Genomic DNA, 19,761 nt, shown 5'->3' on the forward strand with positions numbered 1-19,761 from the left:
CGCGAGCCCGCTCAGTGGCTCAGCGCCGCCGGGCCGGCTCCAACTCCAGTGTGTCGCCGACCGCGATCCGGCCCGGTGTCACCACGTCCGCGTACACACCGAACAGGACGCCGCGACCCAAGGTGCTCTGGCCGAGCCCCCGGTAGCCCTTGATCAGGGACAGTGCCCGCACTCCCCCGGAGCCGTCGACCGGGTCGCGGTTCACGGCGCCGCACCGCTTCACCGGGCCCTCGACGCGCAGCACCGCTCCGCCGACGCGCACCGTACGCCCCTCCCAGGTGTCCTCGGCGTGGGGTTCGCCGCCGGAGAAGCCGAGCGTCATACGGAAGCGCCGCTTGTCGACCGCGTCGAGCCCGGACCTGCGGGCCAGTTCGTCCACCGATGCGTCGCCGAGGAGGGTGACGGGCCGCAGGTCCACTCCGCCGTTGTCGGCGTCGGGGCGCACCAGCCGCACCGGTTGTCCCACGCGGTCCGAGAAGAGCTCGGCCCACGGTCCCTCGACCACGCGCCCGGTCACCGTGTGATGCCGGAAGAAGTCGACCTCCAGGGCGTCACCGAGGCGCACCTCGCCGGTGACCGCCGCGCCGTCCGGTCCGTTCACGGTCAGGAGGCCGGACTCCGCCGCGTAGTGGGCGGTGTATTCGGCCCAGGCTCCCGTGCGGGTCATGGACAGCAGGTTGCCCTCCGCGTCCACCATGAGGAAGGCCCGGTCGCCCGCGACCCCCGTTCTCGTCAGCTCGACCTCGTCGCGCCGCACGACCCCAAGTCCCTTGATGGCGGTGGTCGTCAGCGAGGTGACCTGGAGTGCTGGAACGGGTGTCATGGGTCCGTGCTCCCCTACTGCTTGGCGTACGCCTCCGAGTACAGATCGGCCACGTAATACTTCCCCGGGTCGGTGTTGTCGTCCAGTTGCTTGTTACGGACGAAGAAGTCGCCGAGCTTCTTCAGCCAGGTGTCCACCTCGCCGCTCTTGGTCTTGGTGACCAGGTCCTTCGTGGAGAGGGTTTCCACGTGGGAGGCGTCGGCCTTGGCCTGGGCCTCGGTGACCTGGAGCATCTTGGCGGTGAGGGCGACGGTCTCCTCGGGGTGTTCCTGGCGCCAGTCGTTGGCCTGCTGGAGCACCTTGATGACCTTCTTGTTCTTGGCCTCCGGCACCTTGTTGCCGGCGACGAACGCCGTGGGGAAGGAGTCCTTGGTGTCCTTGGTGCTCGCTATCTCGTGCAGGCCCGGGACCTTCTTCTTGATGGTGTCGATGGCGGGGTAGAAGAAGCCGGCGCCGTCGATCTTTCCGGAGGAGAAGGCGGAGACGATGGTGGACGGGTCCATGTTGACCTTGGTGATGTCCTTCGTGGTCATCCCGGCCTTCGCCAGCGCGATGTTGAGGATCATGTCCCCGGAGGTGCCTTCGGGCACGCCGACCCGCTTGCCCTTGAGGTCCTTCATGGACTTCATGCCGGGCTGGCCGATGACACGGTCCGCGTAGGTGAGGGTGTCGATGGCGATGACCTTGGACTTGCCGGACGCGGGCAGCCACATGGCGCCGGGGCCGATGTACCCGTAGTCGAGGCTGTCGGCGCTGAGCGCCTGGATCTGCACCGGACCGTTGTTGAACGCCTTCACCTTCGCGGTGAGGTCCGCCTTCTTCCACAGGCCCTGCTTCTCGGCGATCGCGAGCAGGCTGGCGCCGTTGTAGTCGGCGATGTGGCCGAAGCGGACCGTGTTGTCGTCCCCCGAGCCGCTGCCCGAGCAGGCGGTGACGGAGAGCGAGAGCATCAGGGCGGCGGGCAGCGCCGTGAGCGTGGTGCGCCTGAACCTGCTTCTGGGCATGCTGGAAGTCCTCTCGGGGTGGTGCACGTGATCTACGGGGCGGGAGAGCGTGGGTGATGGTGTGTCAGGCCGCGTCGGCCGGTGCGTCCTGGTGGTAGACCGAGGTCCACACCTCGTTGCGGATGCGCCGGAACTCGGGTGACAGCCGGATCCGTTCGGTACGCGGGTAGGGCAGGTCGACCTCGACGACGCGGTGGATACGTCCCGGCTTCGCGGCCATCACGACGACGCGGCTGGCGAGGTAGACCGCCTCGTCCACGTCGTGGGTGATGAACAGGACGGTGCGCTTCTCCTGGCTCCAGGTAGCGAGGAGCTGATCCTGCAACTGCACCCGGGTCAGAGCGTCGAGCGCGCCGAACGGCTCGTCCATCAGCAGGACTTGGGGGTCGACCGCGTAGGCGCGGGCGATGGCGCAGCGCTGCTTCATTCCGCCGGACAGCGTCTTGGGCAGGGCGTCTGCGAACTCGTCGAGTCCTACGAGGGCGATGGCAGCCGCGGCCCGACGGCGGCGCTCCGCGGTGGGCACGGAGGCCAACTTCAGCCCGAACTCCACGTTCTGGCGGACCGTCAGCCATGGGAAGAGTGCGTACTGCTGGAAGATCACGCCCCGGTCGGGTCCCGGTCCGGACACAGGTGTGCCGTCGACCAGGACGGCGCCGGAGTCGGGTTCCTGGAGTCCTGCGGCCATGCTCATCAGGGTGGACTTGCCGCATCCCGAGGGGCCGACGACCGTGACGAACTCCTGGTCGGCGATGTCGAGGCTGATGCCGTTCAGTGCGGTGAAGGTGGCTCCCTTGAGCGGGAAGGTCTTCACCACGTCCCGGAAGCTGATCTTGCTGTCCCTGGTGCCGTCGTGTGGTGCCTTGTCGTCCATCGTCCCGTCCTGCACTGCCTTGTCGTTCATCGACGCTCCTGCCAGCCGGTGAGCCGCCGTTCGGCCAGCAGCAGTAGCCGGTCCATGACGAGCCCGAGCACACCGATAGTGATCAGGGACACGAAGATCGTGTCCATTTCGAACCAGGTGGACGCCTTCTGCATCCGGTAGCCCAACCCCTCCTGCGCGCCGATGAGTTCGGCGGCGACCACGGTCGCCCAGGACGCGCCGAGACCGATGCGCATGCCGACGAGGATGAACGGGGTGGAGGCGGGGACGACCACCTTGGCGAAGATGGTCCGGTCCGAGGCGCCGAGCACCCGGGCCGCGTTGATCAGTGTCTTGTCGACATCGACGACCCCTTGGAAGGAGGAGACGACGCAGGCCATGAAAGAGGCCAGGAAGATCACGGCGATCTTCGGCACCTCGCCGATGCCGAGGAGCACCACGGCCAGCGGGATCAGCGCGAGCGGCGGGATGGTGCGGAAGAACTGGATGTACGGCTCGACCAGGGCGCGCACCGTCGGGTACCAGCCCATCAGGAAGCCGACCGGCACCGCCGCGAGTACACCGAGGGCGTAGCCGGACAGCACCCGGCGCAGGCTCGCGAGGGTGTCGTCGGCCAGGGTGCCGTCGGAGATCATCGTGCCGGCCTTCTCGGCCACGGCCGCCGGTGTGGGCAGGTTCTCGACCCAGCCCAGGGCGGCCACGACGGCCCATACGGCGATTCCTGCCGCCACGGCCACGACGTTCAGGATCAGGGGTCGGCCGCGGCCGCGGCGCGGTTGCTGCCGCCGGGTCTCGGCGGTGGTCGTCTGAGCGGGGGTGATCACAGCCATGGGTTCCTCGCTGATGGCTTCACGCGTGCTCCTCGGAGACGGGCTGCGGGTACTGGGTGAGCAGGGGGGATTCGTGGAGGACGAGGGCGATGCCGCCGAGCGCGCTGCCGGCCTCGCCGAGCGTCGCGCGGCGCAGGTCCACGTGGTGCTGGGCCATCGGCATCAGGTGTCGGCGCAGGGCGCGTTCGACCGGGTCGAGGAGTGCGGGGCCCGCTTCGGCGAGTTCGCCGCCGACGACGATGACGCCCGCGCCGACGACGTGGCAGACGGCGGCCAGGACGCCGCCGACATCGCTGCCGACGTGCTCGAGGACCGCCAGGGCCGTCGGTTCGGCGGCGGCGACCGCTTCGAGGAACCCGGCGAGGTCCTCGGCCGGGCCGCCGGATTCGCGGTAGCGGCTCAGTACGGCGTCGAGCGAGGCGCGGGTCTCCAGGCAGCCGGTGCCGCCGCACTCGCAGGTGCGGCCGCCCACCGGGTCCACGGTGATGTGTCCGAACTCGCCGGACAGGCCGTAGCGGCCGCGGTGCAGCGCGCCGCCCACGACCAGGCCGCCACCGACACCGTGCGACAGGCGCAGGTAGAGCACGTCGCTGCTGTCGGCCGCCGCGCCCCAGACGGCTTCGGCGAGGGCGGCGAGCCGGGTGTTGTTGTCCAGCAGGACCGGCACACCGAACCGCTTGCGCAGCAGGTCGGGCAGGCCGTCGATGCCCTGGGCGTGGGCGTGTTCGCTGCCGGGGTCGGCGATCGGCCCGACGACACCGACCCCGATGGCGGTGAGTGCGTCGAGGTGCACGCCGGAGGACCGGCCCTGGCCACCGTCCTCGCCCTCATCGGCATCGGGCGGGCCGGTGGCCAGGGCGTCGAGGAGCCGTTCCGCGTGCTCGACGCGTTCGGGCCAGGAGAGGTCCGGGGCGTGCGACTCGCTCGCCGAACCGACCACCTCGTGGGCGAAGTTGACGGCCGCGACGTGCACGGCGCGGCGCGCGAAGTCGATGCCGACCGCCTCGCCCGCGGCCGGGTTGAGGCTGAGCTTCTCCACCGGGCGGCCGCGCTTGCGCGTCTCCACCTGCGGAGTGCTCGCGACCACGGCGCCACTGCCCACCAGGGCGGCGACGATGTCGTGGAGCGTGGTGCGGGAGAGTCCGCTGCGGATGCTCAACTCGGCGCGGCTCAGCGGGCCCTGCTTGCGCAGCAGCTCGAGGACGGACTGTTCGTGGCCGCGCCGGAGCCGCGTCAGCGGGCCGTCGTGTTCGTGCATGCCGCACAGCATGTGAGGGTCGACGATTTTCGTCAATGAGTCGGAACGAAATACTCGCGGCGCCTTCTTCCGCAACACCACTCCTGCGCAAAGGACTTGACCTGCGACGACGCAGCAGGACGCCACGGACGACCGGGCCGGGGCGCATTCGGGGAACGCCACACGACTGCAACATTCGCCGCTGACCAGCACCCTCGTCGCCGCCGACCCGGCACTCACGCACCCATTTATGTAGGTGCTCTTGACTTAAATCGTGAACCCGCTGAAGCATGCAGCACACACCCGAGACCGACCAGCCGAGGAGCCACGCCTGATGACCCGGGACGAGACGAACGCAGCGCACATCGGCCGCCGCGGAGTGCTGGCCGGCATCGCCGGAACCATGGCGGCGGTGGCGCTCCCCGCGGGCTCCGCGCTCGCACAGCCCGCGCGTCCCGACCGGCCCGCGCCGGGGCGGCCTTATCCGCCCAACTGGCCCGCCCTCGAACCGTACGGGCTCGCCGACACCCGCGAGGACCTCTGGCCGCGCGAGGACAACTCCTTCGTCCTGCCGCTCGAACTGCGGCCGCGGGACAAGGAGTTGGGGCGTGTCTGGATGCGTGACACCTACGTCAACTGCTTCGTCGTCGACGGCCGCCCGCTCTACGTGGCCACCGGCACCACCCGGGTGCCGGGGCTCTCGGCGGCCGGGCCCTGGAACGACGGCATCTTCGTGTGGACGGCCCCGTCCCTGCACGGCCCGTGGCGCCTCGCCGACACCACCCGCATCCGGCCGGGCGCCGAGCGCGGCAAGGTGTGGTCGCCGGAGTTCGTGGACGAGAACCGGCCGGGGCGCACGGTGGTCGCGCCGTGGCAGGAGTACTGGCACGACGAGCAGTTCGGCAAGCGGGCCAACGCCTGGGCGCCCGAGCTGCACCGCTTCCGCGGCAAGTGGTACATCGTCGCGTGCATGGGCGACCACTCCCAGAAGGTCGGCTCCTTCATGCTCGTGAGCGAGGGCGGCGTCGCGGGTCCCTACCGGCTCGTCGACGGCAATCTCGACAAGCCGTTCGGCGACTCGTTCATCGGCGGCCCCTCGTTCATCAAGCCGGGCGCGTACCACCACATCGACGGCGGCCTCTACACGGAGGGCGACGACGCGTGGCTGGTCCTGCACAACAACCTGTACGCCAAGTTCCGTCCCGACATGGAGGACATCGTCCCGACGACGAACCTCCCTGCGTTCCAGCAGACCCCGTACTCCCCCGAGCCCTACCTGGAGGGCGCGTACGTCTTCAAGTACGGCGGCAAGTACTTCCTGGTGCACGCGGCGTGGGACCGCGCCTCCACGGGCGCCGACGGCAGCACGCGCAATGCCTACGATCCGCCGGGCACGGGCCGTACGCAGTACCAGTACGACGCGGTCGTCGCCGTCGCCGACCACTTCGAGGGTCCGTACTCCAAGCGTTGGACCGCGGGCGTCGGCGCCGGCCACAACAACTTCTTCGAGGACCACCACGGCGGCCTGTGGGGGACGTTCTTCCGCAATCCCGCCTTCGGCTACTGGGCGGACCCGGCCCGCTCCGGCGATGCCGCGGTGGCCGGTGTCGTACGTCTGGAGTGGACCGGGCCGCAGGGCAACCGCCTGTACGTGAAGCGGACCTAGATTGGACTCGATCCAAACTAGGACGTACCTTGGAAGGAACCGAGGTACACATCAGCGCAGCCAGTGACGTCTGCCACCTCCGGTAACACATCACCACGGAGGCCCACAGATGGCTTGTTACGACTGCATGCAGGAAAACCGCCCCGACTCGACCGGCATCGGCATCTGCACCCGCTGCGGCCTGGCCACCTGCCACGACCACTCGCGCGTGCTCGCCACGCACATCCAGCGGGCCAACGGCTTGAACCGCTCGACCAGCCGCCTCGCCGGGCGGCGGGTCGTCTGCCGCACCTGCCTGGCCGCCGAGGCCGCGTAATGACCGGCCAGGACGCGGGCGAGCTGCTCAGGCGCAGGGGTCTGCGCAGCACGGCGCAGCGGCGCGCCGTGCTGGCCGCGCTCCAGGTCCTGCCGCACGCGTCCGCGGCCGACCTGGAGGAGCGGGTCGGACCGTCCGGGCCGGAGGGTTCCTCGGCGGTCCTGTCGCGTCAGGGGCTCTACAACGTCCTGGAGGACCTCACCCGGGTCCACCTCGTGCGCTGCATCGAGCCGGCGGGCTCCCCCACCCGGTTCGAACTGCGCGTGGGCGACAACCACCATCATCTGGTCTGCCGCTCCTGCGGCCGGATCGAGGACGTGGACTGTGCCGTCGGCGCGGCCCCCTGCCTCGACCCGATCGAGGACAGCGGCTTCACCGTGGACGAGGCCGAGGTCACCTGGTGGGGTCGGTGCGCGGACTGCAGCCGGGCGCCGGAGCGGCCCGCCTGACACCCGGGATCCGGCGCGCGGGCCTTGTGCACGCGCCCGAGCCCGCGCCGCGATCTTTGTGGCTCCTGCCAGTCGGCCCCGGCGGTGTGCCGCGAGAAGACTGCTCGCAGACATGACCGAGCCCGTACGGGGAGGCAGCGTGAGCACGAGCGCGGAGCAGCAGTACGACCGGATCGGCGAGGCGTTCGAGGGCTTCAAGGCCCTCCATCTGGCCCGCTATGTGGAGGTGCCCAGCTTTCTGGAACTGGTCGGCGAGGTGAGCGGCAGGTCCGTCGTCGACCTCGCGTGCGGCACAGGTTTCTACAGCCGCCTGTTCAAGCGGCGCGGCGCCACCGATGTGTGCGGCATCGACGTCTCGGGCGAGATGGTCGACGTCGCCCGCCGCATCGAGAGCGCCGACCCGCTCGGCGTGCGGTACGCCGTCGGGGACGTCGCCACGACCGATGCGCTCGGCGGGCGGCGCTACGACATCGCCACCGCCGTCAACCTGCTCAACTACTCCGAGACGGTCGACGCGATGACGGCCATGTGCCGCACCATCCACGCCGCCGTCCGCCCCGGCGGCACCTTCTACGCCCTGAATCAGAGCCCCGACTACGACTTCGACGGGCCGAGCCCGCGGCCGTACGGCTTCCACTGCGAGCTGGAGGGCAGCCGCGTCGAGGTGGGCCCGCGGGTGCGCGTCACCGCGTTCCTCGACCCCGAGCCGGTCTCCTTCGTCGCCAATCTCCCGCGCCGCGAGGTCTACGCCGAGGCCCTGACCCGGGCCGGTTTCGCCGACGTCACCTGGTCTCCACTGGCCGTCTCGGACGAGGGCCGCGCGGCGTTCCCCGCCGGTTTCTGGGACGCCTACGAGGCCAATCCACCCTTCGAGCTGCTCACCGCCCGGCGTCCCTGAGCCGGCTCATCCGTCGGGGGCCTCGGGCGGGCGTCTGCCCGAGGACTCCGTCGGGTCCTCGCCCGCGGCGAGGTGTTCCAGCAGCTCGGCGAGTTCGTTGCACGCGTTCTGCACGGAGTGCCGGGTGGCGCGCTGCTCCGTGACGAGCGCGGACAGCAGGAGCGCCGTCAGCGCGGCGGCCCCGTTGAAGGCCTGGAGCTTGGTCATGACCTCGATGTTGGACAGGTCGAGGAACGTGCCCCGCTCCTCGTGCGCCGCGAACGTGGTGAGCACGGACGCGAACAGCGCGCACAGCATGCTTCCGGCCAGCTCGAACCGCAGCGCCGCCCAGATCAGCAGCGGAAAGATCAGGAAGAGCATGCTCGGCGAGCCGAGCACGGCGAACGGCACGAGCAGCAGGGCCGCGACCACCAGACACCCGGCCTCCACCCAGCGCCGTACGGGCATACCCCCCACCCGCGGCCGACGGGGCAGGAGTGTGCCCCGGCACAGCACGAGCAGCAGCGGGGTCACCAGCAGCACCCCCATGGCGTCGCCCACCCACCAGGCCAGCCACACGGGCAGGAAGTCCCCCGGGTCCAGTGACCCCGTCCACACCTGCGGTGCCACCCCTGCCGTGGCGCTGATCAGCATGGCGCCGAGGCCGCCGAGGAAGACCAGGCTGGTCCCGTCGCGCAGCCGTGACACGTCGGGCCGGAATCCCACCCCGCGAAGCAGCAGCAGGGCACAGAGCGGCCCTGCGGTGTTGCCCGCGACGGTGACGATCGAGGTGAGGTCCGGGGCGGTGAGAGAGGTGATGACGAGGAAGGAGCCGAGGGCGATGCCCGGCCACACCCACACGCCGAACACCAGTAAGGAGGCGACGGCGACGCCGGTCGGCGGCCAGATGGGGGTGACCACCACGCCCTCGACACCGACCCGGCCGAGCAGGCCGAGGCGCCCTGCCGTGTAATAGCAGGCAGCCACGGCAAGTGCCTTCAGGGCCATCTCCGTGGCCTGCCGGAACCGCCGAGAAACCACCACTCGGCCATCAGACACCGAGCGGGTCTCCTCGGCCACGCGAAGCCCCCCGCTCGTGTGCGGGCGCGCACCCCTCAGTCGGTCGGCGGGCGCCGCCCCGCGGTGCCGACGTCGTGGCCGACGACGAGGACGGCGGCGTCGTCCTCGTGGCCCACCGAATCCGCCAGCTTCATCACGCCACCGGCGAGTGTGTCGACGCCGAGTCCGGCCGCGGCGGTGACCTCGGCGAGCCGCCGTACCTGTCCGAGACCGTCGTCGAGGTCGAGCGATGGACCCTCGACGACGCCGTCGGTGGGCAGGACGAAGACACCACCCGTGGTCAGGCGATGGCACGCGACGGGGAAGGTGGCGCCCTCCAGGACGCCGAGCGGGGGCCCGCCCTCCTCCTCGTCGATGCCGGATCTGCCGTCGGCGGTGGCCCAGATGTGCGGGATGTGACCGGCCCGCGCGCACTCCAGGGTGCCGCTGGCCGGGTCGAGCCGCAGGAAGGTGCAGGTGGCGAACAGGTCCGTGTCCAGGGAGACCAGGAGGTCGTTGGTGCGGCCGAGCAATTCCCCCGGGTCTCCGGTGACGGAGGCCAGCGCCCGCAGCACGACGCGGACCTGCCCCATGTACGCGGCCGCCTGGATGTTGTGCCCCTGGACGTCGCCGATGGACAGGCCGATGCAGCCGTCGGCCATGGTGAAGGCGTCGTACCAGTCGCCACCGACGTTCAGTCCGTGGTTGGCGGGCATGTAGCCCACGGCGAGGCGCACGCCCTCGGGGCGGGGCAGGTCGCGGGGCAGCATGCCCCGCTGCAGTGCCACCGCCAGTTCGACCCGTGAGCGCTGCAGCTGTGCCAGCTCCCGCGCGCGGGCGGTGAGCGCACCGAGCTTGGTCAGCAGTTCCTGACCGTCCTCGAGGGACTCGCTGCGGAACATCGTTGGCCCCGTTCCAGGAGATTTTCCCCCACTGTGCCCGCGGACCGCCCTGGTCGCACGTGGGCGGGCGCGCGCCGTCAGGGCTTCAGGGGCCGGTGGGGGCGCCGGGGACGCGGCGTTCGCCGCCGTTGCGCCGCTGCCACTCGCGGTAGACGTCGACGGCGTCCGCGTGCGGCTCGTACGTCATCGGCAGCCGGCGCTCGTCCCAGTTCTTGGCGAACTCGCCGTAGAACGTGTCGAGCTCGAAGTACTTGCGGTCGTCGACGTAGTGCGGGGCGTACTCCTCGCGGGTCGTGACGAAGACGACCTCGGCGGGGCTGCAGTAATAGAGCGCGGCCAGGCACATCGGGCACGGGTGGGCGAGGACATAGGTCGTGGCGTCGGTGAGGTGCTCGGTGCCCAGCTTGGTGCAGGCCTCGCGGATGGCGAGGATCTCGGCGTGGGCGGTGGGGTCGTTGGTCTGCGCGACCTGGTTGGGGCTCTCCGCGATGATCTCGCCGTCCTGGACGATGACGGTGGCGAAGGGGCGCCCTCCGTCGGCGACATTGGCGCGGGCGATGTCGATGGTGCGCTGGGCGAAGTCCTTGACGTCCATGGAGAGCTCCTTTGCTTGCTGGTCCGAACCGTCTCGCTCCCCGAATACTCCCGGAGGGCTTCCGGAGGAGCGGGCCGATGGGTTCACCGTGCATCGGCTGGACCTATAGCGTCAAAGACTCGATGGGCATGGGTTGCATTGGTGTTCTCTATACCTGCTTCTACGCTGGGACCATGTCCGTCGAGCTGCGTCAGGTGCGCTACTTCATGGCCGTGGTCGACCACGCGGGGTTCACGCGCGCCGCCGAGGCGCTGCGGATCTCCCAGCCGACCCTGTCCCAGCAGGTCAGACAGTTGGAGCGGAATCTGGGCGTGCAGCTCCTCGATCGCAGTGGGCGCACCGTGCGCCCGACGGACGCGGGGCGCGCGTATCTGGACCACGCACGGCGCGCGCTGCGGGACCTGGCCGCCGGGGAGCGCGCGCTGCACGACGTACGGGATCTGTCGCGCGGGCATCTGCGCCTGGGGGTGACGCCGACGTTCACCGCGTATCTGGTGGGCCCGCTCATCGCCGCGCTGCGGGAGAGACATCCGGGGATCACGGTGACCGTGCGGGAGTTGACGCAGGACCTGCTGGAGGCCGAGCTGCGCGCGGACGCGTGCGACCTGGGGATCGCCTTCCGGGGCGGCCAGTTGCCGGGGATCGCGGTGGAGCCGCTGTTCACGGAGAACCTGAGCCTGGTCACGGGCGACGGGGCCGACTCGGACCGGGCGGCGGCCGGAGCATGGGTTGCCGCGGACCTGGACCGGCTGCATCTCGCGCTGCTCAGCCAGGACTTCGCCACCCGTGGCCGGATCGACGCGTACTTCGCCGAGCACCAGGTGCGGCCCCTGATCGCGGTCGAGGCCAATTCCCTGCAGACCCTGGTCGACATCGTGCAGCGCACCGGCCTGGCCACCGTCCTCCCCGACCCGGTCACCCATGGCCATCCGCACCTGACCCCGCTCCCGGTCGACCCTCCCCTGCCCACGCGTACGGCCGCTCTCCTCAGCCGCGCGGACGGCTACCGGAGCGCGGCGGCGGAGGCATTCGCCGGGCTCGTCCGCGAGCACATCGAGGCTCATCCGTTCCGGCCGCCCGAGCCGCAAACCCATGTGACCCAGAACACACATTAAGCACGCATGATCACGGGTATGAGCCCGGGCGCTGCCTGGACAGATCCAGGGAGAACGACAAGAAACACCACACCCTGGGAGGTATCGATGTCCTCGAAGCGACGCCGTAAGAAGAAGGCCCGCCGCAAGAACGGCGCCAACCACGGCAGCCGTCCGCAGTCCTAAGGACTGACGGCAGCAAGAGGGAGCGGGGCGGCAGAACTTTCTGCCGCCCCGCTCTCGCGTCTCATGCGCGATGTCCGCCCGCGTGGCCCGCGACGCGCTCGGCCAGCCGGGCCTTGACCCGCGGCCACTCCGCGGCGACGACGGAGTACATGGCCGAGTCCCGCAGCCGCCCCTCCTCCCCCGGCGCCCACGACATCGACCAGTTGCGCAGTACGCCCTCGAAGGTGGCGCCGAGAGCCGACAGGGCATGGCGTGAACGCTCGTTGCGGGCATCGGTCTTGAGGTCGACCCGTGCCACTCCGAGCTCCTCGAAGGCGTGGGCCATCAGGAGGAACTTGGCCTCGGCGTTGATTCCGGTCCCCTGCGCGGACGCGCCGAGCCAGGTGAAGCCGATCTCGACGGCGCGCGGCCTTCTCTCCTGACCCGGCCAGAACCGCGGGTCCCAGTACGCCGTGCACCCCACCGCGCGACCGTCGCTGCGCCGGATCTGCGCGAACGGGACCAGCCCCTGCTCGATACGGGCCAACTGGCCCTCGATGTAGGAGCCGACCTGGTCGGCGCGGGGAACGAGCGTGAATCCGTAGCGGCCGCGGTCCTCCTCGGCCGCATGTGCCAGATCGTCGGCGTGCACGGTCGAGAGCGGCTCGAGCCCGACCAGATCCCCCTTGAGTACGGGCACCTCCAACCAGGGACGCATGGCACCAAGCTCCTCTCGACTGCGCGGCGTTGAGGCGCTGACGCTATCGGGATCTTCGCCGCCGCTCACCTCCTTTCCGTGCCCACCGCGTCCCGCGGAAACTGAACGGGCCCGCCGGGGCGCTCGTATCTCTCTGCGACGCACTGCTCGCTACGCGCTGTGAGGCGTGGAGGAGGACCGTAGAGATGTCGGAATCCGGCCAACCGCCGCTGCACGCACTGCCGGACGGTGAGGCGGAACTCGCCGTGGTGTTGCGCCTGACGTGGGAGGACGTCGCCGCGATCGGCCAGGAGGCGAGCAGGCTCGCCGAGCGCGCGCAGCGGGCCGTGACGCTGGACGAGGCGGTGAGCCACCGGCTGCGCTCCCGTCCGCCCGCCTCCCACGCGAAGCCGCCCCAGACCGGCGCCGCGGCCCTCCCGGTGTCCGTCCCGAACGGGCGGGCCCCGGGCGAGCAGGCCCGCCAGGCCATCGACAAGATCAACGGAAGGTCGGGGCCGGAAACGGTGTGACCTGTTGGGTGGCTAGTGCGGGGCCGGGGCGAACTCGGTTCCGCACGGGCCGCCGCCGGTGCTCTCCTGAGCCTCCACCGTCTGCCCGTCCATCGTCCGGAGGCCGTAGTAGCCGGCGATGCGCTCGGTGGAGCGGCCGACGTAGTGGCAGATGAACGAGCGGCGGAAGCGGTCGGCCGTGCGGTTGGGGCCTGAGCCGTGCACCAGCGTGCCGTTGAAGAACAGGACGTCGCCGGGTGCCATGTCGACGGGCTCGGGGACGAGGCCCGCGGGCGGCGGCACGTACTCCCGCGCGAAGGACACGCTCGCGTCCGCCTCCTCCGGGCAGAACAGGTCCATCAGGTGGGTGCCGGGGACGACTTCGAGGCCGCCGTTGTCCCGGTCGATGTGGTCGAGGGCGACCCAGGCGGCGATGCAGGTTCCGGGTTCGACCCGCAGATAGAAGTTGTCCTGGTGCAGGGCCTGGCCGCGGGCGCCGGGCGGCTTGAAGTAGAACATGCTCTGCGCGGCGAGTGGTTCCTCGCCGAAGAGGCCCGTCAGGATGCCCGCGAGGCGCGGGTCGAGCAGTCGGCGTCGCGCCAGGTCGTTGAAGTGGTGCGGCTGCATCACGCGGGGGAAGGCGAGGAGCGGGTCGAGGGCGGCGTCGGCGGGCTGTCGCTTGGGTTCGAAGTGGCCGGGCACGGGCCCCGTGGCCTGCAGGCGCATGAACTCGTCGGTGAGTTCGCGTGTTTCGGCGGCGTCGAAGAGTGCGGGGGCGATCGCGTAGCCACGCGTGCGGAACTGTTCCTGGAAGGCGGCTGAGTCGGGGGCGGCGAACTCGTGTGTCTGCACGGGGTGTTCCTCTCGGCGGTCGGGTCTCTGGCGGATGCCCGGCGGGTGTCCCGGCGGATGCCTGGAGCGGATGTCTGGCGGGCATCTCTTGAGCGCACACGGACCGTGTGCTGGACTGCTGCGGACTCGCGGTCCGCGCGGTAGCGGACTGATCCGAAACTACGGTCGGGGGTGGCGGACACCGAATGACGGGCACCAGCGCGCACCTGCCTGAAACTGCTGCCGACACTCCGTCCCCGCCGGCGCAGCTGCTCGTCGCCTCGCCGTTCTCGCAGCCCGCCGACTACCGGGTGACCCGCGCCGCGGGCGCCGCCAACTGGCTGCTCATGTGGACCGCCGAGGGCCGTGGCCAGGTACGGGGAAGCGGCCCATGGGTCGCGCAGCGCCCCGGTGACCTCGCCGTGCTGCCCGCCCACCGCCGGCATGCCTACCGCACCGACCCTTCCGTACGTTCCTGGGGCGGCTGGTGGGTGCACTTCCAGCCGCGCGCGGCCTGGCCCGCCTGGCTGCGCGACCACGGCCGGGACGGTGGGGTGTACTGCGTCGCGGGCGTGCCCGAAGCGGCGCGCGGCCGGGTCGACGCGGCCTTCCGGCGGCTGCACGCCGACGCGCGCTGGTCCGAAGAGGCGCCGCCGGCCCAGGACCCGGCGGGCATCGCGATCGCCTCCGCCGGGCCCGGCCGGGAACTGGCGCTCGGCGCGATCGAGGAGGTGCTGCTCCTGGCCACCGGGTCCACCGCTGCCGCGGGCCGGGCCGCCTCAGCCTCGTACGATCCGCGCATGGGGCAGGCCGACGCGATCATCGCCGCGGACCCCGGCGGCCCGCACACGGTCCGATCCCTGGCGCGCCAAGTCGCCCTGTCCCCCTCGCGGTTCGCGCACCTCTACGCCGAGCAGACCGGCCGCACACCGATGCAGGCCGTGCGCGCCGCGCGCCTCGGCCACGCCCAGCAGCTCCTGGACGCCACCGACCTGGACATCGCTCACGTCGCCCGCTCCTCGGGCTTCGCGAGCCCCTTCCACTTCAGCCGCGCCTTCCGCGAACACTTCGGGGTACCGCCGAGCGTGTACCGGGCGGGGACGTCCGAGGGGCGGAGGCGGTAGCGGGGGGGCCGGCTGTCTCTATCGCCCGGTGGCCGTCGTCGTACCGACGCGCCGCCTCCTCACACCGAAGCCCCCGCCCGTAGCCCCTCGAGGACCGCCTCCTCCACCGACCGGGGGCTCACGCAGTCGCCGATGGATACGGCGCCGGGGTGGTCCATGAGGTCTGTGACGGGGGTGTGGCCCTGGGCCAGGACGACGGCCGCGATGTCGTCGAGGATCACGGGCTCCTCCGTCAGGGTGTGCTGGAGGTAGGCCGTGTCGTTGTCGGCGCCGTAGAGGCGGACGTTGGGGAGGACCTCGATCTTCGCGCGCACCGCCGCCGTGAGCATGGCCGCGCGCACGTACTGCTGGAGGTGCTCGCCCGCGGCGAAGCCCGTGACGCCCAGGGTCACGCGGCGGCCCTGCTGGGCGAGGAGGAGTGCGACGCCGAGGCCGACCCAGTCGCCGCGCCAGTCCGCGACGAGGATGCGGCCGCGTGGTGTGCGGGCGCCCTGGATGACCTGCCAGGCGTCGAGGACGACCGGGTCGTCCAGGCGTTCCAGGGAGGGGCGCAGCGGCTTCGCTCCGGTCGCCAGGATCACCGTGTCCGGGGCGGCGTCGGCGAGCATGGCGTGGTCGACGCGGGTGTCGGTGACGATGCGGGCCCCGGCGCGCCGTGCCTCGCCCTCCAGGTTGGTGGCCGCTCCCCCGAACTCGGCCCGGCCGGGCAGCTCTTGGGCGAGCAGGACCTGGCCGCCGGGACGTCGGCCGGCCTCGTACAGGGTCACGTCGTGTCCGCGGTCCGCCGCCACCGCCGCCGCCTTCAGTCCTGCCGGGCCGCCTCCGACGACCACGACGCTCTTGCGTCGGGTGATCAGAGGAAGGGTGCCGAAGCGCAACTCGCGTCCGGTTTCGGGGTGTTGGATGCAGGAGATCGGGTGGCCGGACTGGAAGTGGCCGATGCAGGCCTGGTTGCAGCCGATGCAGGCGCGGATCTCTTCGGTGTCGCCGCGCTCGGCCTTGCCCGGCATGCGCGGGTCGCAGATCAGGGCGCGGGTCATGGCACAGGCGTCGGCCTGACCCTTGGCGATGATGGTGTCGGCTTCTTGGGGCTGGTTGATGCGGCCGGCGACCATGACCGGCACGTTCACCACGTCTCGTACGCGGGCGGCCATCGGCGCGGTGTAGCCGGCCGCGTGGGCCATCGGCGGTGCGATGTGCTGGGCCGCCGACAGGGTGGCCGAGCTCCCTGCGCACACGGACACGTAGTCGACGAGCCCTTCCGCGTCGAGCCGGGCGGCGACGTCGCACACCAGGTCCGGGGTGAGTCCGTCGTGGGCGAGTTCGTCGCCGGAGATGCGCAGGCCGATGACGAAGTCGTCGGCGGCGTGGCGGCGTGCGGCCGCGAGGGATTCGCGCAGAAAGCGCAGGCGGGCGTCCGCGCTGCCGCCGTAGCCATCGGTGCGGTGGTTGACCTGCGGGTTGAGGAACTGGGCGGGCAAGTAGCCGTGGCTCGCGACGACTTCGACGCCGTCGAGGCCCGCGGCGCGAAGCCTCCGGGCCGCGTCTCCGTAGCCCTCGATCACCTCGGTGATCTCCTCGCCGGTCATGGCGCGCGGCATCACGTGGAAGCGCTCGCTGGGCACGGCCGAGGGCGCCCAGGCGACGGGGGCGCTGCCGTCCGGGGACTCCAGGATCTCGCGGCCCGGGTGGAAGATCTGGCCGAAGACGGCGGCGCCGTGCCGGTGCGCGGCCTCGGCGAGGCGGGCGTATCCCTCGACGCAGGAGTCGTCGTCGGCCATGAGGACGTGCGAGGTGTAGTGCGCGCTCGCGTGCACACCGCCGACCTGGACGACGATCAGGCCGACGCCGCCCTCGGCGCGCGCCGCGTGGTAGGCGACGAGCTCGTCGGTGACCTTGCCGTCGCGCACCAGGACGGTGTCGTGCCCGGACGACACGACACGGTTCTTCACCCGCACGCCTCCGATCCGCAGCGGGCTGAACAGATGCGGGAACTGCGACTGCGCTTGCGATCGCGACTGCGACTGCGTTTGAGACTGCGGCTCCATGCGGCTTCTCCGTCCCGGCGCGCTGCGGCGCGCTTCAACTGGCGTGCAACTCCGACCTGTTCACAGATTCATCGCGCCCGGACGCCGAACATCGCTCGGGCCGTGCCGAGCAGCAGATCCGCGTACCGCTCCGGCGTCATGCCGCCCCCTGCCGCCACCGCCATGTCGCAGCCGTCGACCAGCGCCGCGACGGAGGCGATCGCCGTGTCCACGGGGAGCACGGGCACGAAGTCCCCCTGCATGACGCCGTCTTCGACGATGCCGGTGAGCAGCGCGAGCCACTCCTCGTGCACGGAGCGCACACCGTCGCGCAGCCCGGGGTGACGGGCGGCGCTCGCACAGAACTCCGTCCATGTCGCGCACCGGCGCTCCAACTCCGGGTCCCCGGTGAGGGCTTGGACGAGCAGCTCGAAGCGGTGCCATGGATCCGGTTCGTCCGCCGCCGAGGCCCGCCAGCGGGCGATCAGCTGCTCGATGGACCACTCGAAGGCCTCACGGAACAGGTCGTCGCGTGTGTCGAAGTGGTGCTGCAGCGCACCGATGGACACTCCGGCGGCGCGGGCGACATCCCTCAACCGGGCGGCGTCCAGGCCACGTTCGGCCAGCACACGGGCCGCTGCCCGCAGCACATCCTCACGGTCGACCACAGGCCCTCCCCGGCGTCGGCGAACGCCTTCGCGTCCCCCAGTAGCCGAAAAATAATAACGCATTATTGTGAGCTGACACACAGGCAGTCGGTACCCGTGTGACACATCCCTCGCTCGCGGGGTGCGACGGAATCGGCGGCGCGCCGACCGGTGTCGTCATCCTCCTCATTTCCATGAAGCTGTACAGGTATTGCCGCCCGAGACAGGAACGGCACCCCACCGCTTGGCGCATCGAGACGCCTGACATGCCGGTCTCGCGCAGAGACATGGCGAAACGCTCCAAGTAGCCGGAGACATCACGCATGCGGCGTCGGGTAACTCACAGCCAGGAGGGCCGAGTTGTGCCCGACGCGCACCGGGCGCGCACAAGTCGAACACAGCGCCTACGATGTGCCGCCGTGCCCCGCACCCGATCGTGAAGGACCCGCATGGCGCCCCCGCCCCGAGGCCCCGCCGGAAAGCGCCGCAAGCCGCGCACCTCGCCCGCCGCATGGCTGTCCGCGCGCGCTTCTGCCGGCACGGAGCGCACGCGGGCCGCCGTGGCCGGACGCCGCACCGGTGCGTACGTGACCGGGGGCACCGTGCTGGTGGCGGCCGCGGTGGGCGGGGTCCTGCTGGCCACGGGCGGCGACGAACCGGCCTCGCTGACTGCCCGTTACCAGGGCACGGCCACCTCGCAGGGCGCGTTCACCGGCCGCTACGTGATCCACAACGGCGGCGACGCCGCGGCCACCGACTGGAAGCTGTCCTTCACGCTGCCGAAGGGCGCGACTGTCACCTCGCTGTCGCACGCGCACTACGTGGCGCAGGGCCGACACGTGACCGCCGAGGCCCGCCGGGGTGCCGCCCCGCTCGCGGCCGGGGAGTCGCTCACCCTGACCCTCAGGGCCCGCTCGACGTCCGGCGCGCGCCCTACGGACTGCTCCGTCGACGGCGCCCCGTGCACGATCGGCGCGATCCCCACCCCGAGCCCGGCCAAGAGCAAGTCACCGAAGCCCTCCCCGCCGAAGAAGCACACACCAAAGCCGAAGCCGACACGCTCCGCCACCCCGTCCGAGCCCGTCTCGTTCGCCCCGTACGTCGACACCTCCCTCTCCCCCGCCTTCGACCTGCCCCGGGCGGCTCGCGGCACGGGAGTGAAGACGTACACCTTGGCCTTCGTTAAGCCCAAGGGTGACTGCACCCCGCAGTGGGGCAGGTCGACGCTCGACGACAACCCGGTCGCCGCCAAGATCGGCGCGCTTCGATCCGCGGGTGGTGACGTTCGTGTCTCCTTCGGCGGGCAGAGCGGCAACGAACTCGCCCGCACCTGTACATCGGTGTCACGCCTCACCTCCGCGTACGAGGACGTGATCGACCACTACAAGCTCACCAAGGTGGACTTCGACATCGAGGGCGACGCGCTGACCGACCGTGCGAGCGTGGACCGGCGCAACCGGGTGGTTGCCACACTGCAACGCCGACACCCGGGCCTGGACGTGTCGTTCACGCTGCCCGCGCTGCCGCGTGGCATCACCGCGGACGGGCTCTCGCTGCTGCGCAACGCCAAGGGGCACGGTGTCGACATCGGCTCCGTCAACGCCATGGCCATGAACTTCGGCTCCTCCCCCGCGCCGCACCCGGGCGGCCGGATGGGCAAGTACGCCATCGACACCGCCGAGGCCACGCACGCACAGCTCAAGGACATCATCGGCGGCTCTGACCGCGCGGTGTGGAACCGTGTCGCCGTCACCCCGATGATCGGCGTCAACGACATCGACGAAGAGGTCTTCACGCTCACCGACGCCGCCGAACTCGGCGCGTTCGCCAAGTCCAAGGGCATGGCCTGGGTCTCCCTGTGGTCGGCGACCCGCGACCGGGCGTGCCCCGACGGTTCGGGCGGGCCCGCGGCGGCGACGTGCAGCGGCGTGCGCCAGTCGACCGACGCGTTCATGAAGGCGTTCTTGTCACACATACGTTGACGTGGGGCGACGCACCAACCGTCCCTGCATATTTGGCCGTTGCC

At 71.0% G+C, this 19,761-nt stretch carries 21 protein-coding genes; 9 read left to right on the plus strand and 12 right to left on the minus strand.

Features of this window, described 5'->3' with window-relative positions; genetic code table 11:
- Window positions 1-19: 19 nt before the first annotated feature.
- The 5 genes from ACOKM3_RS00170 to ACOKM3_RS00190 all read right to left on the minus strand — a co-directional run bounded on the left by ACOKM3_RS00170 (window position 20) and on the right by ACOKM3_RS00190 (window position 4,810).
- Window positions 20-823, minus strand: coding sequence for an MOSC domain-containing protein (locus ACOKM3_RS00170; protein ID WP_426895607.1), 804 nt, complete (start codon window positions 821-823; stop codon window positions 20-22).
- 14 nt (window positions 824-837) lie between these two features.
- Window positions 838-1,827 carry an aliphatic sulfonate ABC transporter substrate-binding protein gene (locus ACOKM3_RS00175; RefSeq protein ID WP_426895609.1) on the minus strand — a complete coding sequence of 330 codons (990 nt, stop codon included), beginning with the start codon at window positions 1,825-1,827 and terminating at the stop codon, window positions 838-840.
- A 64-nt stretch (window positions 1,828-1,891) separates the two neighbouring features.
- Entirely contained in the window at window positions 1,892-2,701 is an 810-nt protein-coding gene (locus ACOKM3_RS00180; RefSeq protein ID WP_426906651.1) for an ABC transporter ATP-binding protein, read from the minus strand.
- A gap of 26 nt (window positions 2,702-2,727) precedes the next feature.
- A complete protein-coding gene (locus ACOKM3_RS00185; protein WP_426895611.1) occupies window positions 2,728-3,540 on the minus strand; it encodes an ABC transporter permease in 813 nt (270 codons plus the stop codon).
- A 19-nt stretch (window positions 3,541-3,559) separates the two neighbouring features.
- Window positions 3,560-4,810, minus strand: coding sequence for an ROK family transcriptional regulator (locus ACOKM3_RS00190; RefSeq protein ID WP_426895613.1), 1,251 nt, complete (start codon window positions 4,808-4,810; stop codon window positions 3,560-3,562).
- A 301-nt stretch (window positions 4,811-5,111) separates the two neighbouring features.
- Here ACOKM3_RS00190 and ACOKM3_RS00195 point away from each other — a divergent pair, with 301 nt between their 5' ends.
- From ACOKM3_RS00195 to ACOKM3_RS00210, 4 genes are all read left to right on the plus strand, one after another.
- Window positions 5,112-6,443, plus strand: coding sequence for a family 43 glycosylhydrolase (locus tag ACOKM3_RS00195; RefSeq protein WP_426895615.1), 1,332 nt, complete (start codon window positions 5,112-5,114; stop codon window positions 6,441-6,443).
- 109 nt (window positions 6,444-6,552) lie between these two features.
- A complete protein-coding gene (locus ACOKM3_RS00200; protein ID WP_426895616.1) occupies window positions 6,553-6,759 on the plus strand; it encodes a DUF2180 family protein in 207 nt (68 codons plus the stop codon).
- Window positions 6,759-7,208 (plus strand): Fur family transcriptional regulator, encoded by a 450-nt coding sequence (locus ACOKM3_RS00205; RefSeq protein ID WP_426895618.1) that lies wholly within the window; start codon window positions 6,759-6,761, stop codon window positions 7,206-7,208. Before ACOKM3_RS00200 ends, ACOKM3_RS00205 begins: the two co-directional genes overlap by 1 nt.
- Window positions 7,209-7,347: 139 nt before the next feature.
- Entirely contained in the window at window positions 7,348-8,106 is a 759-nt protein-coding gene (locus tag ACOKM3_RS00210) for a class I SAM-dependent methyltransferase (RefSeq protein WP_426895620.1), read from the plus strand.
- 6 nt (window positions 8,107-8,112) lie between these two features.
- Here ACOKM3_RS00210 and ACOKM3_RS00215 read toward each other — a convergent pair whose 3' ends face one another.
- The 3 genes from ACOKM3_RS00215 to ACOKM3_RS00225 all read right to left on the minus strand — a co-directional run bounded on the left by ACOKM3_RS00215 (window position 8,113) and on the right by ACOKM3_RS00225 (window position 10,641).
- The gene (locus ACOKM3_RS00215; protein ID WP_426906652.1) at window positions 8,113-9,093 is read right to left on the minus strand and encodes an MASE1 domain-containing protein; all 981 of its coding nucleotides are present in this window, start codon (window positions 9,091-9,093) and stop codon (window positions 8,113-8,115) included.
- A gap of 107 nt (window positions 9,094-9,200) precedes the next feature.
- Window positions 9,201-10,046, minus strand: a complete 846-nt coding sequence (locus ACOKM3_RS00220) for a PP2C family protein-serine/threonine phosphatase (protein WP_426895622.1) — start codon at window positions 10,044-10,046, stop codon at window positions 9,201-9,203.
- A gap of 85 nt (window positions 10,047-10,131) precedes the next feature.
- Window positions 10,132-10,641, minus strand: a complete 510-nt coding sequence (locus tag ACOKM3_RS00225; protein ID WP_426895624.1) for a nucleoside deaminase — start codon at window positions 10,639-10,641, stop codon at window positions 10,132-10,134.
- 173 nt (window positions 10,642-10,814) lie between these two features.
- Here ACOKM3_RS00225 and cynR point away from each other — a divergent pair, with 173 nt between their 5' ends.
- Window positions 10,815-11,756 carry a transcriptional regulator CynR gene (gene cynR, locus ACOKM3_RS00230; RefSeq protein ID WP_426895626.1) on the plus strand — a complete coding sequence of 314 codons (942 nt, stop codon included), beginning with the start codon at window positions 10,815-10,817 and terminating at the stop codon, window positions 11,754-11,756.
- Between the two features lie 87 nt (window positions 11,757-11,843).
- Window positions 11,844-11,921 (plus strand): 50S ribosomal protein bL37, encoded by a 78-nt coding sequence (locus ACOKM3_RS00235; RefSeq protein ID WP_370443954.1) that lies wholly within the window; start codon window positions 11,844-11,846, stop codon window positions 11,919-11,921.
- A gap of 61 nt (window positions 11,922-11,982) precedes the next feature.
- Here ACOKM3_RS00235 and ACOKM3_RS00240 read toward each other — a convergent pair whose 3' ends face one another.
- The gene (locus tag ACOKM3_RS00240; RefSeq protein ID WP_426895628.1) at window positions 11,983-12,618 is read right to left on the minus strand and encodes a GNAT family N-acetyltransferase; all 636 of its coding nucleotides are present in this window, start codon (window positions 12,616-12,618) and stop codon (window positions 11,983-11,985) included.
- A 185-nt stretch (window positions 12,619-12,803) separates the two neighbouring features.
- Here ACOKM3_RS00240 and ACOKM3_RS00245 point away from each other — a divergent pair, with 185 nt between their 5' ends.
- Window positions 12,804-13,127 carry a hypothetical protein gene (locus ACOKM3_RS00245; protein ID WP_426895630.1) on the plus strand — a complete coding sequence of 108 codons (324 nt, stop codon included), beginning with the start codon at window positions 12,804-12,806 and terminating at the stop codon, window positions 13,125-13,127.
- A 12-nt stretch (window positions 13,128-13,139) separates the two neighbouring features.
- Here ACOKM3_RS00245 and ACOKM3_RS00250 read toward each other — a convergent pair whose 3' ends face one another.
- Window positions 13,140-13,958 carry a phytanoyl-CoA dioxygenase family protein gene (locus ACOKM3_RS00250; protein WP_426895632.1) on the minus strand — a complete coding sequence of 273 codons (819 nt, stop codon included), beginning with the start codon at window positions 13,956-13,958 and terminating at the stop codon, window positions 13,140-13,142.
- Window positions 13,959-14,143: 185 nt separating this feature from the next.
- Between ACOKM3_RS00250 and ACOKM3_RS00255 the strand changes: the two genes are divergently transcribed.
- Window positions 14,144-15,061 (plus strand): helix-turn-helix domain-containing protein, encoded by a 918-nt coding sequence (locus ACOKM3_RS00255; protein ID WP_426895634.1) that lies wholly within the window; start codon window positions 14,144-14,146, stop codon window positions 15,059-15,061.
- Window positions 15,062-15,120: 59 nt separating this feature from the next.
- Here the strand turns inward: ACOKM3_RS00255 and ACOKM3_RS00260 are convergent, their stop codons facing one another.
- A complete protein-coding gene (locus tag ACOKM3_RS00260; RefSeq protein ID WP_426895636.1) occupies window positions 15,121-17,109 on the minus strand; it encodes an oxidoreductase in 1,989 nt (662 codons plus the stop codon).
- Window positions 17,110-17,177: 68 nt separating this feature from the next.
- Window positions 17,178-17,756: a TetR/AcrR family transcriptional regulator gene (locus ACOKM3_RS00265; RefSeq protein WP_426895638.1), complete on the minus strand. Its 579-nt coding sequence runs from the start codon at window positions 17,754-17,756 to the stop codon at window positions 17,178-17,180.
- 428 nt (window positions 17,757-18,184) lie between these two features.
- Between ACOKM3_RS00265 and ACOKM3_RS00270 the strand changes: the two genes are divergently transcribed.
- Window positions 18,185-19,717, plus strand: coding sequence for a cellulose binding domain-containing protein (locus ACOKM3_RS00270; RefSeq protein ID WP_426895639.1), 1,533 nt, complete (start codon window positions 18,185-18,187; stop codon window positions 19,715-19,717).
- The last annotated feature ends 44 nt before the right edge of the window (window positions 19,718-19,761 follow it).

Origin of the sequence: Streptomyces nidicola (genome assembly GCF_050106155.1) — a bacterium.
Taxonomy (GTDB): domain Bacteria; phylum Actinomycetota; class Actinomycetes; order Streptomycetales; family Streptomycetaceae; genus Streptomyces.

Coding starts and splice junctions, on each gene's coding strand:
- ACOKM3_RS00185 (WP_426895611.1), bottom strand. CDS start 3,540: ATGGCTGTGATCACCCCCGCTCAGACGACCACCGCCGAGACCCGGCGG.
- ACOKM3_RS00255 (WP_426895634.1), top strand. CDS start 14,144: ATGACGGGCACCAGCGCGCACCTGCCTGAAACTGCTGCCGACACTCCG.
- ACOKM3_RS00260 (WP_426895636.1), bottom strand. CDS start 17,109: ATGGAGCCGCAGTCTCAAACGCAGTCGCAGTCGCGATCGCAAGCGCAG.
- ACOKM3_RS00225 (WP_426895624.1), bottom strand. CDS start 10,641: ATGGACGTCAAGGACTTCGCCCAGCGCACCATCGACATCGCCCGCGCC.
- ACOKM3_RS00270 (WP_426895639.1), top strand. CDS start 18,185: ATGGCGCCCCCGCCCCGAGGCCCCGCCGGAAAGCGCCGCAAGCCGCGC.
- ACOKM3_RS00180 (WP_426906651.1), bottom strand. CDS start 2,701: ATGGACGACAAGGCACCACACGACGGCACCAGGGACAGCAAGATCAGC.
- ACOKM3_RS00220 (WP_426895622.1), bottom strand. CDS start 10,046: ATGTTCCGCAGCGAGTCCCTCGAGGACGGTCAGGAACTGCTGACCAAG.
- ACOKM3_RS00200 (WP_426895616.1), top strand. CDS start 6,553: ATGGCTTGTTACGACTGCATGCAGGAAAACCGCCCCGACTCGACCGGC.
- ACOKM3_RS00235 (WP_370443954.1), top strand. CDS start 11,844: ATGTCCTCGAAGCGACGCCGTAAGAAGAAGGCCCGCCGCAAGAACGGC.
- ACOKM3_RS00215 (WP_426906652.1), bottom strand. CDS start 9,093: ATGGCCCTGAAGGCACTTGCCGTGGCTGCCTGCTATTACACGGCAGGG.
- ACOKM3_RS00240 (WP_426895628.1), bottom strand. CDS start 12,618: ATGCGTCCCTGGTTGGAGGTGCCCGTACTCAAGGGGGATCTGGTCGGG.
- ACOKM3_RS00205 (WP_426895618.1), top strand. CDS start 6,759: ATGACCGGCCAGGACGCGGGCGAGCTGCTCAGGCGCAGGGGTCTGCGC.
- ACOKM3_RS00175 (WP_426895609.1), bottom strand. CDS start 1,827: ATGCCCAGAAGCAGGTTCAGGCGCACCACGCTCACGGCGCTGCCCGCC.
- ACOKM3_RS00170 (WP_426895607.1), bottom strand. CDS start 823: ATGACACCCGTTCCAGCACTCCAGGTCACCTCGCTGACGACCACCGCC.
- ACOKM3_RS00190 (WP_426895613.1), bottom strand. CDS start 4,810: ATGCTGTGCGGCATGCACGAACACGACGGCCCGCTGACGCGGCTCCGG.
- ACOKM3_RS00195 (WP_426895615.1), top strand. CDS start 5,112: ATGACCCGGGACGAGACGAACGCAGCGCACATCGGCCGCCGCGGAGTG.
- cynR (WP_426895626.1), top strand. CDS start 10,815: ATGTCCGTCGAGCTGCGTCAGGTGCGCTACTTCATGGCCGTGGTCGAC.
- ACOKM3_RS00245 (WP_426895630.1), top strand. CDS start 12,804: ATGTCGGAATCCGGCCAACCGCCGCTGCACGCACTGCCGGACGGTGAG.